At 67.0% G+C, this 14,437-nt stretch carries 12 protein-coding genes and 1 pseudogene; 9 read left to right on the top strand and 4 right to left on the bottom strand.

The window, feature by feature from the left end; translation table 11 throughout:
- Nucleotides 1–18: 18 nt before the first annotated feature.
- Complete coding sequence (locus tag G4D83_RS09215) at nucleotides 19–1,947, bottom strand: lipase maturation factor family protein (RefSeq protein ID WP_163864301.1); 1,929 nt, start codon at nucleotides 1,945–1,947, stop codon at nucleotides 19–21.
- 145 nt (nucleotides 1,948–2,092) lie between these two features.
- Here G4D83_RS09215 and G4D83_RS09220 point away from each other — a divergent pair, with 145 nt between their 5' ends.
- The 6 genes from G4D83_RS09220 (at nucleotide 2,093) to G4D83_RS09245 (ending at nucleotide 8,209) form a co-directional block, all read left to right on the top strand.
- Nucleotides 2,093–2,749 carry an MBL fold metallo-hydrolase gene (locus tag G4D83_RS09220; protein ID WP_205522597.1) on the top strand — a complete coding sequence of 219 codons (657 nt, stop codon included), beginning with the start codon at nucleotides 2,093–2,095 and terminating at the stop codon, nucleotides 2,747–2,749.
- A 389-nt stretch (nucleotides 2,750–3,138) separates the two neighbouring features.
- Nucleotides 3,139–4,188, top strand: coding sequence for a DUF2169 family type VI secretion system accessory protein (locus G4D83_RS09225; protein WP_163864303.1), 1,050 nt, complete (start codon nucleotides 3,139–3,141; stop codon nucleotides 4,186–4,188).
- Complete coding sequence (locus G4D83_RS09230; protein ID WP_163864304.1) at nucleotides 4,185–5,276, top strand: beta-ketoacyl synthase N-terminal-like domain-containing protein; 1,092 nt, start codon at nucleotides 4,185–4,187, stop codon at nucleotides 5,274–5,276. The genes G4D83_RS09225 and G4D83_RS09230 overlap by 4 nt, the downstream gene beginning before the upstream one ends.
- Nucleotides 5,273–6,166: a PAAR-like domain-containing protein gene (locus tag G4D83_RS09235; RefSeq protein ID WP_163864305.1), complete on the top strand. Its 894-nt coding sequence runs from the start codon at nucleotides 5,273–5,275 to the stop codon at nucleotides 6,164–6,166. Before G4D83_RS09230 ends, G4D83_RS09235 begins: the two co-directional genes overlap by 4 nt.
- 44 nt (nucleotides 6,167–6,210) lie before the next feature.
- The gene (locus tag G4D83_RS09240; RefSeq protein ID WP_163864306.1) at nucleotides 6,211–6,972 is read left to right on the top strand and encodes an SMI1/KNR4 family protein; all 762 of its coding nucleotides are present in this window, start codon (nucleotides 6,211–6,213) and stop codon (nucleotides 6,970–6,972) included.
- Entirely contained in the window at nucleotides 6,941–8,209 is a 1,269-nt protein-coding gene (locus G4D83_RS09245) for a TIGR02270 family protein (RefSeq protein ID WP_163864307.1), read from the top strand. Before G4D83_RS09240 ends, G4D83_RS09245 begins: the two co-directional genes overlap by 32 nt.
- Before the next feature lie 45 nt (nucleotides 8,210–8,254).
- Here the strand turns inward: G4D83_RS09245 and G4D83_RS09250 are convergent, their stop codons facing one another.
- Together G4D83_RS09250 and G4D83_RS09255 are read right to left on the bottom strand one after the other, a co-directional pair.
- A complete protein-coding gene (locus G4D83_RS09250) occupies nucleotides 8,255–9,064 on the bottom strand; it encodes a hypothetical protein (protein ID WP_163864308.1) in 810 nt (269 codons plus the stop codon).
- Complete coding sequence (locus G4D83_RS09255; protein WP_163864309.1) at nucleotides 9,057–9,953, bottom strand: dimethylarginine dimethylaminohydrolase family protein; 897 nt, start codon at nucleotides 9,951–9,953, stop codon at nucleotides 9,057–9,059. Before G4D83_RS09255 ends, G4D83_RS09250 begins: the two co-directional genes overlap by 8 nt.
- Before the next feature lie 127 nt (nucleotides 9,954–10,080).
- On the opposite strand from G4D83_RS09255, the gene G4D83_RS09260 reads away from it, so the two are divergent.
- Nucleotides 10,081–11,778: a GTPase gene (locus G4D83_RS09260; RefSeq protein WP_163864310.1), complete on the top strand. Its 1,698-nt coding sequence runs from the start codon at nucleotides 10,081–10,083 to the stop codon at nucleotides 11,776–11,778.
- A gap of 183 nt (nucleotides 11,779–11,961) precedes the next feature.
- Here G4D83_RS09260 and G4D83_RS46785 read toward each other — a convergent pair.
- Nucleotides 11,962–12,414 (bottom strand): annotated as a pseudogene (locus tag G4D83_RS46785) (M23 family metallopeptidase); the annotation flags it as partial.
- A gap of 343 nt (nucleotides 12,415–12,757) precedes the next feature.
- Between G4D83_RS46785 and G4D83_RS09270 the strand changes: the two are divergent.
- On the top strand, nucleotides 12,758–13,432 hold the full coding sequence (locus G4D83_RS09270) for a TetR/AcrR family transcriptional regulator (protein ID WP_163864311.1): 675 nt from the start codon (nucleotides 12,758–12,760) through the stop codon (nucleotides 13,430–13,432).
- Between the two features lie 21 nt (nucleotides 13,433–13,453).
- Nucleotides 13,454–14,353 carry a sterol desaturase family protein gene (locus tag G4D83_RS09275; RefSeq protein WP_163864312.1) on the top strand — a complete coding sequence of 300 codons (900 nt, stop codon included), beginning with the start codon at nucleotides 13,454–13,456 and terminating at the stop codon, nucleotides 14,351–14,353.
- Nucleotides 14,354–14,437 lie beyond the last annotated feature (84 nt).

A 14,437-nucleotide genomic window follows, 5' to 3' on the forward strand; every position in this document is an offset into this window, starting at 1 on the left:
TCAGCCACCGGGTGTCATTTACCCCCCCGACGCGAGCCATCTCAAGCGCGGGATGCTGCCCGTGGGGCGAGGCCCCGGAGCCAGGGCCAGCGGCTGGACGTAGAGCCCGCGCCGCGCTCGCGTCCACCACGCCCCCGTGCGCCGACGCTCGTCCAGCCCCGTCATCCGGTAGTCGTGAAGCACCGCGCGAACCTGCCGGGGCGGCGCGTCCGGGAAGGGATTGCGCGCGAGCAGTCCCAGCACCTCGGGAGCGCCCTCCAGCAGTCGCGCCAGGAAGGCGATGAACCAGCTCGGCGGCGAGGAGAGCGCGGCGAACCACATCTGCCAGTCGAGGCGAGGTTGATGCGGAGCCACCTGCCTCGGCGGCTGGTCGACGTCACCCACCTTGTAGCGGAAGCCATAGGGCTCCCAGTGCACGCCGTCGTTGGAGCCCTCGACGACGATTTCCGGCCGCTCCACCGTCATCACGCTGAAGAGGCCATAGCGATTCACCGAGCGCAGCGGACGCACGCGGCCGTGCAGCCATGTCAGGGGACGCAGGACGCGCTCGGGGAGGCGGGCACCTCGCTCGAAGCGCAGGAGGATGTCGGCGGCGCCGAGCACCAGGAACGGCATGAGCAGGAGATTGCTCCAGGAGGTTCGTGAGCGCGACGCAGGTGGGCTCTCGGGGAGAAATGGGAGCAGCCGTCGCAGGGCCGCGTCGTCCAGCAGCCACACGCCCAGCACCAGGGACTGGAGATTGAAGAAGCCGTAGTTGCCGGTGGCGACGATGGCGGCCTGCAACGCGGAGAAGGCCCCGAAGGCGAGCTGCCTCGGTCGACGGGGGGCGAAGACGAGGAAGGGCACCGCGGCCTCCAACGCGAGCACCATCGCAGTGGAGGTCTTCTGGAGTCCCTCGGGCAGGTGGTGCGCGTACCAGCCGCCGCGCGTGGGAAGGGGGGCCGTCTCGTAATAGTGCCGACAGGCCGTCAGCTCGCGCCACGTCCTGTCCCCTGACTGCCACTTGCTGATGCCCGAGCCGAAGTAGAGCCGGAACACGAGCAGCCGGAAGAGGAACACCTCCAACGCGCCTGGCGACTCTGGCCCGAGGCCTGGTCGAAGTCCTCGTGGAGCGGTGAGCGCGGACAGGAGGCCCATCTCCAGCAACAGGACGTCCCACTGGAACGAGAGGAACTCCCGACCCACGGCCGCGTAGGAGAGGTACAGGCCCCACAGCAGCGCCAGCGCGCTCCGGGGCGCCGCGTTGAAGATGACCGCGAGGGACAGGAGCTGTCCCACCGTGCAGCCCCGCGTGAGCGCCTTGTCGGAAGCGCCGAACCAGAACACCGTAGGCAATTGACGCCAGCGCTCGCGAGCAGGTGCTGCTTGCTTCCGCTCCTGGCTGACCAGGTCCTTCACGGGACGGATGCCTCGCGAGCCGAACAGCCCCAGCACCTGTCCTCGCAGCGAAGTGAAGGCGATGAGGAACGTGCCTCCCATCAACCGGAGGAAGACCCAGCGCACCTGACGGAAGTCACGCGGTGCCACGGTGCGCCCGAAGAGCCAGCGGTCCACTCTCGACGCCGTGCGACGGTTGCGGGCGATGACGCCGTAGACGCGCTGGGAGAGGCCCAGCACTCCGGGCAGCAACCCCAGCCTCGCCGCGCCGCGCGTCAGCCAGCGGGGCGACCGGCCAAGCGCGCGGAAGACCGCCTCCGCGCCCTGCGACACGCGGCCCGAAGGCTCCACGAGCTGAGTGGCGCGACGCATGTCCCGCCTCGGAATGCCGAGCAGCAGGAGGAGCCAGCGGCGACCTGGGAGGAAACGGACACGGCCTTCGGTGCTTTGCGCCCAGCGCGCCACCCAGCGGCGACAGAAGCCGCAATCGGCGTCGTAGAGCAGCAGCGGCGACGGACGCGTGAGTCGCCCGAAGGCGGAGACACGCGCGTGCGTGTGTAGACCCACCATGGCTGAAGCATGGGGGCGGCGGGTGGAGATGGCTGCCCCCGCGCACGGAGGCGGTGGTCGCTCCAGGGCCGGGGCGCCGGGCGAGCAAGCTCGAAGGCACGTGGGAGCCCCTGGACATCGAAGCGGGGTGCCTAGCTTTCACGGCATGAGCGAGCCGAAGGGGAAGGCAAAGCAGTTGGTCGAGGTGGCGCCTGGCATCCACCACTGGACCCTGAACGACAACCGCATTGGCGGCACGCGCAGCGATGCCTACGCGGTGGTGGATGTCGATGGGGCGGTCATCCTCATCGACCCGCTGCCCATCGAGGAGGCGAAGCTGCGGGAGCTGGGAGACATCACCGCCATCGTGCTGACGGCGGGAAATCACCAGCGCTCCGCCTGGAGGTTCCGCAAGGCCTTCGGCGCGCCGGTGTGGGCTCCGGAGAATGCCTACGGCCTGGAGGACAAGCCCGACTTCATCTACGTGGCGGGCGACACGCTCCCGGGAGGTCTGCTCCCCTTCCACACGCCGGGTCCCGCAGTGGCCATGTACACGCTGTGGATGCAGAAGCATCCGCGCGGCATCGCCTTCATCTCCGACCTGCTGACCCACGAGGGAGACGGCACGCCGGAGTTCATCCCCAGCGAGTACCAGGACGAGCCCCTTCGCACCCGGCAGAGCGTCCAGCGCATCCTGGACCACCTGGCCGTCGTGGACATCGTCTGCTTCGCGCACGGGGAGCCCATCCTCTCGGATGGCGCGAGCGCGCTGCGGCGTGCATTGCAGGAAGACATGGACACTCCCGCCGCGCCGTCGCCATAGGCATCAGCGTCAGGGTGCATTCCAGAGGGACTTCTCAAGGTCCGCGTTGTCCTCACCCTGGACAACTTCGTCTTCCAGGTGTGCTCTCCCAGGTGCATCCGCACCACCTGACAGTCCCCATCCTCAGAGGGTGCTTCCAGGCCGAGCCAGTACGGCATGAGCGTCAGGGGAGCAGTTCGTCCATGGCTCAGGCCCATTCCTTGGAATGGTTGCACAGTCAATCATCCCTGCCAATCGCTGCCTTTTGAGAAGCTGGAAGGCCTCGGGCGCCATGCTATATATGTGGCGCAAAGAAAAGGCAGCCCTGAACGCCGCTTGCATCGAACCCTCATCAGGCTGAGGGTTCCGAGATGGGGCTGAATCGACTCACGACAAGAAGAGAGGCTCGAATGAGCGTCGGCGGCGCAGCCGCGAACCTTACCCCTTTCGCATTAACAACCTGCTTCCAGTATGACATTGACGACACACAGAAGCTTGTTGTCTGCGTTGCAGGAAGGTTCCTTCTTCCACCACCGGGAGACTCCCGACCAGAGCCGCTCGCAATTCACGAGGAGCAGAGACCTCCTCCAATGGCCGATGTGCATTGGGGCAACCCCGCACATACCAGCGTGAGATATGCGGGACAAGGCGTCGTCCGCCGACAGGGAGCCGAGATCTACCTGCAAGGAAGTGCCTGGGCGGTCCGTGGCCCGGCCGTCGCTGTGCCTACCCGGATTCGCGTGGGGTCGTGTGAAAAGTCAGTCGAAGTGATTGGAGACCGCTTCTGGCGGCGAGGATTCCTGGGCCTGACCCCCAGCAGTCCCGCACCCTTCGAACAGATGCCGCTGCGCTATGAACGGGCATTTGGCGGTTCGATTCATGGCGACGACGGCGCGCTCGTCGCTCATGAAGCGCGCAATCCCACGGGGCGAGGTTTCTATACGCGTGAGCGAATGTCGCTCGACAAACCGCTCCACAACCTGCGGAAGCCCGGGGAGCAGACTCCCGCGTGGGACACTCCAAGTCAGCCATGGGGGTACGGCCCCATCCCTCCTGCATGGCAACCGCGATTGGGGTTTGCTGGGACCTATGATTCGCGATGGATGGCCGAGCGGCTTCCTTTGTGGCCTCGGGACTTGGACCTCCGCTTCTTCCTGGCGGCCGCGCCTGGCATGTCGCTCCCGGCGCCGTTGCAGGGCGACGAGCCCGTCGCGCTCGAAGGCTTCTCACCAGACGGAGTGTTCCGATTCAACCTGCCCAGCTATCGAATTCTCTCGAAGAGCGAGTACACGGATCGTGTTGTACGAGGGGCGCTGGCACTCGACGGAGTGCTGTTCGAACCTGAAGAGGGGGTCGTCACGCTGTACTGGCGACGTGTCGTACCACTCGGCCACGGCCGGAAGGCCCACCTGCATACCTCCGTGCGACTTCTCGAGCCCTGGGAGGAAGGCCTCTCATGAGTCAGGGGAACCAGGGGTTGGCCACGTCCATTGCCGTGACATCCATGGGGATATGTACGCCTCTTGGACTGTCGGCCGCGGCAACACATGCCGCGTTGCGGGCGAGACTGGTGTCGTTCTGGCTGACATCAAGCCAGGGGAATTCCACGGACCCCATCCGCGTATCATCTCTTACGCTCCTTCAAGAGGACTTGCCCCGCTTCGAGCGGATGGCAGCCATGTCTGACTGGGCCTTGGAGGATTTGAAGCTGCCCGTCTCCCTGGGAGGCGGGACAAGAACGGCGCTGGCATTGGTGCTGCCAGAGGGCCGTGACGGGCCAGGGGTCCAAGTGGAGGAATTCGTGGCCCGGTGGCTGAACGAGCTTCGGAAGCGTCTACCAGCCGCGCGAGGACCCGTGCGTGTCTTCCAACAAGGCCGCAGTGGGTTCTTCTTCGCGATGGAGCACGCAGCCTCCCTGCTGTCGAGGCGTGAGTGCCAAGAGGTCATCATCGGCGCCGTCGATTCCCTGTGCGCGCCAGAGATGCTCCGTCATCTTCAGCGCGAAGGTCGGGTCCTCCGGCCTGACGGCAACGACACGATTCCAGGTGAAGGCGCCGCGGTCGTACTGCTCGAACGGAGGCCTTCCCGGGAAGAGAAGGCTTCCGAAGTGCTCGGGTGGGTTCGTGGGGCCGTGACGGCGCAGGAGCCTCATTACTTTCTCCAGGAGGCGCCAAACTCGGGGCAGGCCTTGTCCTCGGTGTTCCGTCAATTGCGCGAACGCTGTCCTGAGCGTGCCGAACTCCTCTACACCTGCGAGACGGGCGAGACCTTCTGGGTCGCCGAGCTGTCCATGGCATATCTGAGGAACATCCCCTTGATGCCAGAGCCCTTCGTTCGGACTCTCGCGGCCTCGTCCTTCGGAGACCTTGGCGCTGCCGCTGGGGGTGTCATGCTGGGAATGGGACTGCTCTCTCTCGCCCGTCTACGGCACCCGGCACCCGGCGCTCCTCCACATCTCCTGGTGTATGGCTCGGCGGACCACGGTCAGGTGGGCGGCTGCTTGATGCAAGCAGGCCCCATGAGTCGCAGGTTCACGGAACTCTCATGACGAAGACCTTTGTCGACAAAAAGAGCGTCGTCCATGCCGGCGATGGTCTCCAGTTCGTCGCCATGGCGCCTGATGTCTGCAAGACTCCATCACCCGGAGGACCTGTCCCGGTTCCCTATCCCAATCTCGCGGTGTCAAGCGACCTCTCCCAAGGATCGAAGAGTGTTGAAATCGAGGGGAATGCCGTCGCGCTCGAGGACTCGTTCCTGAAGAAGAGCACAGGTGACGAAGGTGGCACGGCTGGGGGAGGGCTCGCATCGAGCAAGATCCAAGGCAAGTTGACATGGTTGCTCTTCAGCATGTCGGTCAAGTTCGAGGGAAAAGGAGTCGTCCGATTCATGGACGACGGCATGCACAATGGGAATGCTGGCAATACCCCTGGCAAGAACATGGGGTATCCCGGGCATGACGACAAGACTGGCGAGATTGTGTGCGACAACTGTGGCAAGCCACTGGCCAGCCCCGGGCATCCCCAATTGAAGGGCTCGACCGAGTCCTTTCGCAGTGCCGAGCAGGTCCGTGGGCGAACAACCGCGGCGGTGGTGGTGAAATGCAAGAAGGGCAGTTCGGCATTCAGCGGGGTCGCGGGAGATCTCCGCTCCTCGTTGACTCCAGACAACTTCGCCCAAAAGGCAGTCAACTTCAAGCACAAGACCCCCATCCCCTCCACAGGACCGGCGGACAGGAATCCCGCCGGGAACTGCGCCGAGCAGAAGGCCTTGTTCCAGGCGTTCGAGAAAGGGGCGTTTCCCGTGGGCATGGGATGCGAGGCGAGCATGACGGTCCTGCGAGAGACCCAGAATGGGAAAAGCGCTGTTCCGTCGTGTGATACGTGTAAACGGGTTCTGACCTCGATGCTGTGCGAGAACGCGCCCAAGGGCCGGGGATGAATCGGATGGGGACGAACCAGCCTGTGACGGAGTGGACTCGCGAGATGGACGAGTTGATCCGCTATTGCGACCAGTATGCTCAAGGGTTCTCGCGGAAGCTCGTCGGAGCCAACGAGCACGACATCGCGCGTGTCGAGGAGAAGGTGGGTCGCCCGCTAGCGCCCGAGCACAGAGCTTTTCTTTCGCGGATGGGACGGACTCCGACTGACAATCTGGGGGAGTTCCTCAAGAGCGTCGAGTTCGGGGTGGAGGCGATCGTCCGGTTCTATTCGGAGCCCCCTGTGCCGGTGCCCCCGGATGCAACCTACGTATGGACCCTGGATTTCGACAACGAGATGTTCTTGCGGCTTCAAGAAGAGGCTGGGGCGCATCCCCTGATCGCGTACTCATGGTCAGTAGATTCAGAGACGGGAAGGTTCACGAACGACGCTCGACAAGAGCACATGATTGCCCGGTCTTTGTTTCAATATCTCTACCGAGAAGCCGTTCTCAGGATTCGTGTGGCCACGATGGGACACCATGCCGAGTTTCGAGCTCGAAGCCCTGGGGAGGGTCTGGGCGAAGGTGATGCCGCGAGAAACGCGCGACGCAGTCGCTTCCGGACTGTCTCCGGGAATCTGGGCTGTCACCCGGTCCCCTACGTTGAGGGCAAGCAGGTCTTCTTCGAGCGACCCGGTGCAGTGCTGATGCTCTTCACGGAAGAAGTGGCGAGCGACAGCATCCACGTCCATGCCGATGACAGCCGAGAGTTCGCGAGACTCTGCGCCATCGTGGATGACCACCTCGATGTCGAGCGGTGGTCTTGAGGTGCCTCGTCCTATCGCACATATCCTTGAACAGCATGTCGGGGAGGTCGCCTTCTTGTGGGAGCAGCGCCGGGACATCCTCACGGCGCCCCACTATCGACTGAAAGATTTGCTCAACTTCGACGAGCGGCTTCAGGCGAACCTGGAGGGCCTCTGCCTCGCGGGTGATGACGGGTGGGCTCTCTGCGAGGAGGCGCTCTCCGAAGCAGAAGACGCAGGAGTCGTTTTCGCTGCGACGGTGACGGCGCTCGTTCATCGCCACACGGAACGACTCGGTGCGCTTTTCGCTCGGGTAGACCAAACTCCCGCGATTTCATGCGCCGTGACGTCCGCCTTGGCGTGGGTACCATCTTCTGTCGCTCGTGGCCCTGCCCTGGAGTTGCTTAGCGCAGTGGAGCCCTCGTTGCGACGAATCGGAATTGCCGCTGCCGCGCGTCATCGGCTGGAGTGCGGTCGCTTGCTGGAGGCGTTGCTGGATGATGAGGCTCTCCTCGTACGTGCCCGTGCGTTGCGCGCGGTTGTCGAGTTGAAGCGCCGCGAGCTGCTTCCCACGATTGCCCAGCATCTTCGGGCGTCCGACGATGCGTGCCGATTCTGGGCGGCGACCTCGGCCGTCCTGTTGGGTGAGCGGTCCACGGCGCTCGAGTGTGTCGAGGCGTTCGCCGCCATTCCTGGCAACTATCAACAACTGGCGCTGCGCGTGTCGCTCCGGGCAACCGGGCTTGCGCGTGCTCGTGAGCAGGTACGGAAGCTGCGCGAAAACTCGGCCCCGCGCCGCACGGTGGTGGAAGCGGTAGGGAGCGCTGGCGACATCGCGGAGTTGCCATGGCTGCTCAGCCTTGCCGAGGACCCGAAGTGGTGTCGGCCCGCGGCAGAGGCTGTCTCGCTCGTGACGGGAGTGAACCTTGAGAGGGAGGGACTGTCGGCCCAGCCTGCCAGGGGAGCGCGGGATGACGAGCCCGTTGACGACGAGGGCGAAGACGAGACGAAGCACCCTGATGCACATCTTCCGGTTCCGGATCCGGCGAAGTTGTCCCAGTGGTATCGCACGAACGAATCGCGGTTCGCGAAGCACACGAAGTACTTCATGGGACGACTCCTCTCCAGTGAAGGGTGCTTGGAGGTGATTCGTCTGGGGACTCAACGGCAGCGCATTGCCGCATCCATTCAAGCGTGCTTGCTCGACTCGCGCGCGGGGCTCCTGGATTGGCGAGCGCCGGCCTGGCGTCAGACTTGAGTCAGTCTGTCGAGCGCTTGCGGCCATGTACTGCGACTCGGTGTCTCAACAATCCGTTGCGGTACAGCCCTCGCGCACCAGCACGTGGCCCTTCTGGACACCGGGAGGGACGAGGTACAACGCCTCGCCCGCCTCCGCGCGGTCCAGCAGCGCGCTCAGTGCCGGCAGGTCCGTGACGGCGATGCGCCGCGTGGGCTCCAGAGACAGTCGACGCTCCATCGCCTCCGCCACACACGCCCCATCGGACAGGTCCGTCTCGTAGACGAAGGTCCGCTCGCCGTACTCGTGTCCTCCAGGCACACGCCCCACCAGTCGCAAGGGCCCCAGTCTCGCGTGGACACGAACACTCGGGTTGTCCCACTGCGCCACGCCGCGCAGCCGCGTCGCTCGCAGCATGCACAAGGTCAGTGCCTTCACCCAGGCGCCCGCGCCCGTCCCCGGCAGGAAGCTCAGCAGCGACACGCCGATGAACAACCCCGACGTCATCGACGGTGCCGCGTAGTACGCCGCGCCGATGGCCGGCGCCTCGTCCGCGAGCTCCAAGTGCGCGCGCAGCTCCGACTTCAACATCCGCGCGGGACAGCGCAGCAACCCAATCGCTCCCGGCATCAGGTACAGGTCCGACAACACCCAACGCGGCACACCAATCCCCCTGAAGGCGAACTGGTTCAGCGCCAGGTATTGCTTCGCCAACTCCAGATTCCGCTCGGCGGGCAGATACGTCGCCGGCAACCCCAGCGGTGACAGGTCCATCGCCTCCGCGTGCTCCCCCGCCCCCAGCGCCATCAGCGACACGCCCGGATGCGCGGAGAAGAATGCCTCGGCCTGCCTCGCCAGTGCCTCGGTGTCACGCATCGGCTTCGATGTCCTTCGCCACGGCTGACAGCCTCGCCTCGTCCGGAATCCGCACCGCGCCGTCCTCCACCCACGCGCGCGACACGAGGCAGCGAGAAGAACCCCCACCCTTCTCACACAGCTCGCTCATGTCGAGCGACACCACGCCCATCCCCAGCGCCTCCACCCGCGCCTTCACCGCCTCCGGCACCACGGAGGGCGCGAGCAAGTCCCGCCCCACCGGCAACCCGTTGGTGGCATAGCGACGAATCTCGTCCTCCGTCACCGTGAGCAACCGCTCCTCACCGAACCGCTCGAGCAGCCGCGCATGCGACTCCGCGGCGATGACCTCCGGACACACCAACATCCGGTCCACGGCGGGCAACGGCAGCAGCGCCATGTTGCCGTGGAACGCGGGCTCGCGGACCTGCACACGCACCACCTCGCCCGGAAGCCAACGTGACGCGGCCTCCAGCCCGTCCAACGTCGTGCGTCCGCCCCAGAACAGCAGCGTGGCCCCGTCGAAGTGCGCCACGTCTCCATGGGCCTCCCAGATGCCCACGTCCGGCTCCACCACCTCGAACCCCATGCGCCGCGCCAACGCGGCCCAGTGCTCCTTCTCCGCCTGACGGTGCGCGCTCATCATCCGAGGCAACACGAACCACGGCGCCGCACCCGAGCGCGCCACCACCTGTCCGCACTCCGCCGCGTACGGCATGCCCGTCAGCAACTCCGACGGCGAAGACAGCGCCACCACCGTGCCGCCCCGTGCCTCGATGGCCCGCGCCAACGTCAGCCACTCGCGCCGGGCCTTGGGCGCATCCACCTGCCCCGCCTCGCGACTGCGGAAGTTGTTCCGCCCGCGCAGCGCCCAGCCTCGCCCCGGGGGCGACATGAGGAAGAGTTCCATGACCCCTCCGCTTCTACCCTTCCCCCACGGAGGACCGCCACCGCACCCCCGTCCATTGAACGCTGGCGCACGCCTCGTCACATTCGCGCTGGCCCTCGACGCGACGCCGGGACAGGCTGCCCCACACGTGGACGAGACGAGCCTCCCTGAACCCGATGCCCTGCGGTCCCTCTTGAAGACCGCCCTGGAACTGCCACCGCTCCAGCCACATGCGGCGCGGTTCGAGCGCCTCGTGGACGACTACGCGCGCGGCGTCGCGAGCAGGGACGCTCCCCTCGGTGTCGCGCTCGTAGGCGCCACCGGCGCGGGAAAGTCCACCCTCCTCAACGCCCTGGCCGGACAGTCCCTCTCCCGCGAAGGCGTGGACCGCCCCACCAGCACCGCCGCCACCGTCTTCGCCCCCGAAGGCGCCGCGGCGGACACCCTCGCGCAGACGGGCGCCCGCGTGGCGCGGTACGTGCCAGGCCCCCAGGCCCTCTGGGGCGGACAGGTGTTCATCGACACCCCCGACCTCAACAGCGTGGCCACCACCCATCGCGACGTCGCTCGCGCCGCGCTGGAGCGCGCGGACGTGGCGCTCGTCGTCATGCATCGGGGCAGCGTGGCCGAGGCCACCCAGGTGGAGTTCCTCGCGGAGTTCGCCCGCCGCCGCGCGCTCGTCTTCATCCTCAACTTCGCGGACGAGCTGTCGCCCGAGTCTCGCGAGACGCTCAAGGCCCAGGTGCGCCGCGTCGCCGCCGAGCAGTTCGGCCTCCCCGCCCAGGACGTGCCCGTCTTCGCCATCAGCGCACTGGCCGCCAAGGAAGGCCGCGACGTGTCCGGCGAGTTCGGCCCGCTCCTCTTCCACCTGCGAGGACTCGCCACCCAGGCCATCGCCGCGCGCGTGCGCCGTGGCAATGCCATGGGCGCGCTCGACGAAGTGTCAGCGCGCGTGAAGGCCGCGCTCGACGAAACGGACGCACTGCTCGCGCGCACCCGCACGGCCCTGGACTCCGGACTGGCGAAGGCGTCCGACGGCTTGCGCGAGGACTTCGACGCGCGGCTCCGACTCGCACACGGCCACCTGGCGGCGGAGGTGCGACGACAGGCGGGAGGACGCTTCTGGGGCCCCGCCGCGTGGGGCCTTCGCTTCTCCGTGTGGGGCGCGAGCGGCCTGGGCGCGGCGGCGCTGGTGGGCCGACGCAGCCTGCCCGCGGGACTCGCGGTGGCGGCGGCCTCCACGGTGGTGGACGCGGTGCGGGGACACACCCGCGCGCGCGCCGCCGAGAGCGCGGTGATTGAGCCCTTCGAGGACGACTTCGGCGTGGAGTCCGCCGCGCGCACGGCGTTGGCGGAAGCCCGCAGCATCGCGCGCGCCGGAGGCCTGGAGCCTTCGCTGCTCGGCGTGCCGGACGTGGAGACGATGTTGGAGGAGGTGCGCGCGGCGCGGGCCGCCGCGTGGCGCTACACGGCGACGACGGGCGTGGCGGAAGCAGTCGCGAGGTGGTGGCGCACCGCGCGCTGGCTGGTGCTGCCACTCATCAACCTGCCGCTGCTCGTGCTGCTGGGACACGTGGGCTACCGCGTGGTGCGCGCCTACGTGGAGGGCCCCTTGTTGCCGCTGGACTACTTCGTCAACGCGGGAGCCCTCTTCACGCTGCTCGCGGGCGCGGGCGCGATGCTGGCCTCAGCGAGTCTCGCTGGGGCCGCTCGCCGTGCTGGCGCTGGCGGGCGCACGCGCTTCGTCGAGGCCCTGGCCACCCTGGGCGGGCGGCTGGGAGAGGCCGTCGATGATGGCCTTCGCCCCGGGCGGGAGGCCGCGCGGCGCATCCTGGCGCTCCGGTGAGATGGACACCACCGGCTGGCCCGGCGTGTGCGCGCCCTCCGAAGCGGCCATGAGCGTGTCGCGACTGGAGTCACGGCAGATGGGCGCGGCCACGCGCGTCTCGCGCACCGGGTCTCCATAGCCAGCGATGCGCGCGGGCACGGACGGGTTGTTCCAACCCTTGCCCACCTCACGCGCCACCTTGAAGTGCAGGTGCGCGCCGCACGCCCAACCCGTGGAGCCGGAGAAGCCGATGAGCTGCCCCTCCTTCACTGTCTCGCCGGGCTTCACCACCACGGCGTTGAAGTGCAGGTACTGCGTCTCCAGCCCGTCCCCATGCGAGAGGACGACGTAGTTGGCGTAGGGCGCGAACTTCTCGTCACACCCGCCCTTCGTGCTGTCACCCCGCGCCAGCCGCACCACACCTTCACGCGCGGCGACGATGGGCGTGCCTTCCGGCATCCGGAAGTCCCACGCATACGTGTCGTTGTGTTGGTGACTGCCTGTGTCGTGCCCCTGGCTCACGGTGTGGATGCGTCCACACGCGAACGGGACGCCGACCTCGGGCATGTCGCCCAGAGGAGAGGCAATCGAGTTGGTAGCCGCTGGCGCCGTGGCCAGGAGGGAGCCGACAAGGAGAGCGGAGGAAAGGTTCATATCGGGCCGGCGGACAACGGAGACAAGTAGCGGGGGTATTTCCCTGCGCAATTATCTCGCGGTCTCAAGGCCTATCACCAGGGACCCCATGGCCCGTCCGCTCGTCCGTGGGGCCTGGAGCCCTCGCTGTCGAGCGGGCGAATCGCCTTCAGCGAACGGGCCCCTGTCTCCTCGCCCGCTCGCCGGCCCACCGCGAAAGTGCCCAGGCGAGCCTCATCAGGACGGAGTGGCCCTCGTGTCTCACCTGTGCCTCCGAGGGTGGCACCGTGGATCACCCCTGCTCACCAGCGGCCGCCACATAGTGACTGGTCACTCACTAACATCGGCGTTATGCTTCTCCCAGATGGCCGTGAAGAGCGCATCCCCCATTGAAGGGCCACCCCGCCCTCCCCGCCGCACGCAGCAGGAGCGCCGCGAGACGACGCGCCGCAAGCTGTTGGACGCCACCATCGCCACGTTGGTGGACCTGGGACACGCGCGCCTGACGACGGTGGAGGTCGCGAAGCGAGCGGGCGTGTCGCAGGGCGCGCTCTTCACGCACTTCGACACGAAGGAGGAGCTGCTCGCCGCGGCGGTGGAGCACCTCTTCCCGCGCATCATCCAGGACTACCTGGCGGGAGTCGGCGCGAGGCCGTCGAGCAAGGACCGCATCGCCTCCGCGGTGGACATGTTGTGGGCCGCGTACCAGCGGCCGGAGCTTCAAGCCGCCATCGAGCTGTATGTGGCCGCGCGCACGGACACGGGGCTCCAGGTGGCGCTGGCCGCGGTGGATGGGCCCCACCGGGAGAACCTGCACCGGGTGGCGCGTGAGCTGTTCCCCGAGGCGGCGACCGCCTACCCGGAGTTCGACTCCGTGGTGGAGCTGGCGCTGGACGCCGTGCAGGGCGCGGCCGTCGGAGGAAGCGCGAGGCCGGATGACCCGGCCCACCGCCGCATGCTGGATGCCCTCACCCGCTTCATGCGCAGTGCCTTCTCTCCATCCGCGACTCGTCGCCCGCGCCAACGTCACCGCTCCTGAGTCTCACGAAGGAGGTGTCCCATGGACGCCGTACACATTCCCGACCTCATCACTCCCGCCATCCCCGTCTTCATCCTGACGGTGGTGGCCGAGGCGCTGTGGGTGAAGAAGCTGCGCGACGAGGGCCGCGATGTGGCGGGGCACACGTTGAAGGACTCGGCCGCCAGCCTCTCCATGGGCCTGGGCAACGTGTTCATCAACATCGTGTGGAAGGGCGTGGCCTTCGCCGGCTACCTGGCGCTCTACAACCTGACGCCGCTGCGCGTGGGCACGGGCATCCTGGCGTGGGTGGCGCTCTTCTTCGCGGAGGACCTCTGCTACTACTGGTTCCATCGCGTCCACCACGAGAGCCGCTTCTTCTGGGCATCGCACGTGGTGCACCACTCCAGCCAGCACTACAACCTCACCACGGCGCTGCGGCAGACGTGGACCAACCCCACCGGCTGGATATTCTGGGCGCCGCTGGCGCTGCTCGGCTTCTCCCCGGTGATGATTGTCGTCCAGCAGTCGGTGAGCCTGCTCTACCAGTACTGGATTCACACCGAGGCCATCCACCAGTTGCCGCGTCCGCTGGAGTGGGTGCTCAACACGCCGTCGCACCACCGCGTGCACCACGCGTCCAACCCGCGCTACCTCGACAAGAACTACGCGGGCATCCTCATCATCTGGGACCGGCTGTTCGGCACCTTCGAACCCGAGGGTGAGAAGCCCGTCTACGGGCTGACGAAGAACCTCGCGACGTACAACCCGTTTCGCATCGCGTTCCACGAGTTCTTCGCCATCGCGAAGGACGCCATGAAGCCGGGCTCCTTGAAGCAGCGGCTGAGCTACGTCTTCCGCAATCCCGCATGGAAGCCGGACGAGCGGAGCGCGCCGCCGGGGAGCCCTCCAGCGACGGAGCCGTTGCGCCCCTCGGCCTGAGGTGAAGCCCCGCCAGGGGTGCCCCTGACTCCCTGGGGAGTGAGGGGTGTTGAGCACTGCGCCCTCTCCGGGTGTCGAGTCCTC

This window comes from Myxococcus eversor (genome assembly GCF_010894455.1).
Taxonomy (GTDB): domain Bacteria; phylum Myxococcota; class Myxococcia; order Myxococcales; family Myxococcaceae; genus Myxococcus; species Myxococcus eversor.

Bases quoted from the DNA above. Each gene is read 5' to 3' on its own strand.
- G4D83_RS09215 (WP_163864301.1), bottom strand. From the start codon at position 1,947: ATGGTGGGTCTACACACGCACGCGCGTGTCTCCGCCTTCGGGCGACTC.
- G4D83_RS09220 (WP_205522597.1), top strand. From the start codon at position 2,093: ATGAGCGAGCCGAAGGGGAAGGCAAAGCAGTTGGTCGAGGTGGCGCCT.
- G4D83_RS09225 (WP_163864303.1), top strand. From the start codon at position 3,139: ATGAGCGTCGGCGGCGCAGCCGCGAACCTTACCCCTTTCGCATTAACA.
- G4D83_RS09230 (WP_163864304.1), top strand. From the start codon at position 4,185: ATGAGTCAGGGGAACCAGGGGTTGGCCACGTCCATTGCCGTGACATCC.
- G4D83_RS09235 (WP_163864305.1), top strand. From the start codon at position 5,273: ATGACGAAGACCTTTGTCGACAAAAAGAGCGTCGTCCATGCCGGCGAT.
- G4D83_RS09240 (WP_163864306.1), top strand. From the start codon at position 6,211: ATGGACGAGTTGATCCGCTATTGCGACCAGTATGCTCAAGGGTTCTCG.
- G4D83_RS09245 (WP_163864307.1), top strand. From the start codon at position 6,941: ATGACCACCTCGATGTCGAGCGGTGGTCTTGAGGTGCCTCGTCCTATC.
- G4D83_RS09250 (WP_163864308.1), bottom strand. From the start codon at position 9,064: ATGCGTGACACCGAGGCACTGGCGAGGCAGGCCGAGGCATTCTTCTCC.
- G4D83_RS09255 (WP_163864309.1), bottom strand. From the start codon at position 9,953: ATGGAACTCTTCCTCATGTCGCCCCCGGGGCGAGGCTGGGCGCTGCGC.
- G4D83_RS09270 (WP_163864311.1), top strand. From the start codon at position 12,758: ATGGCCGTGAAGAGCGCATCCCCCATTGAAGGGCCACCCCGCCCTCCC.
- G4D83_RS09275 (WP_163864312.1), top strand. From the start codon at position 13,454: ATGGACGCCGTACACATTCCCGACCTCATCACTCCCGCCATCCCCGTC.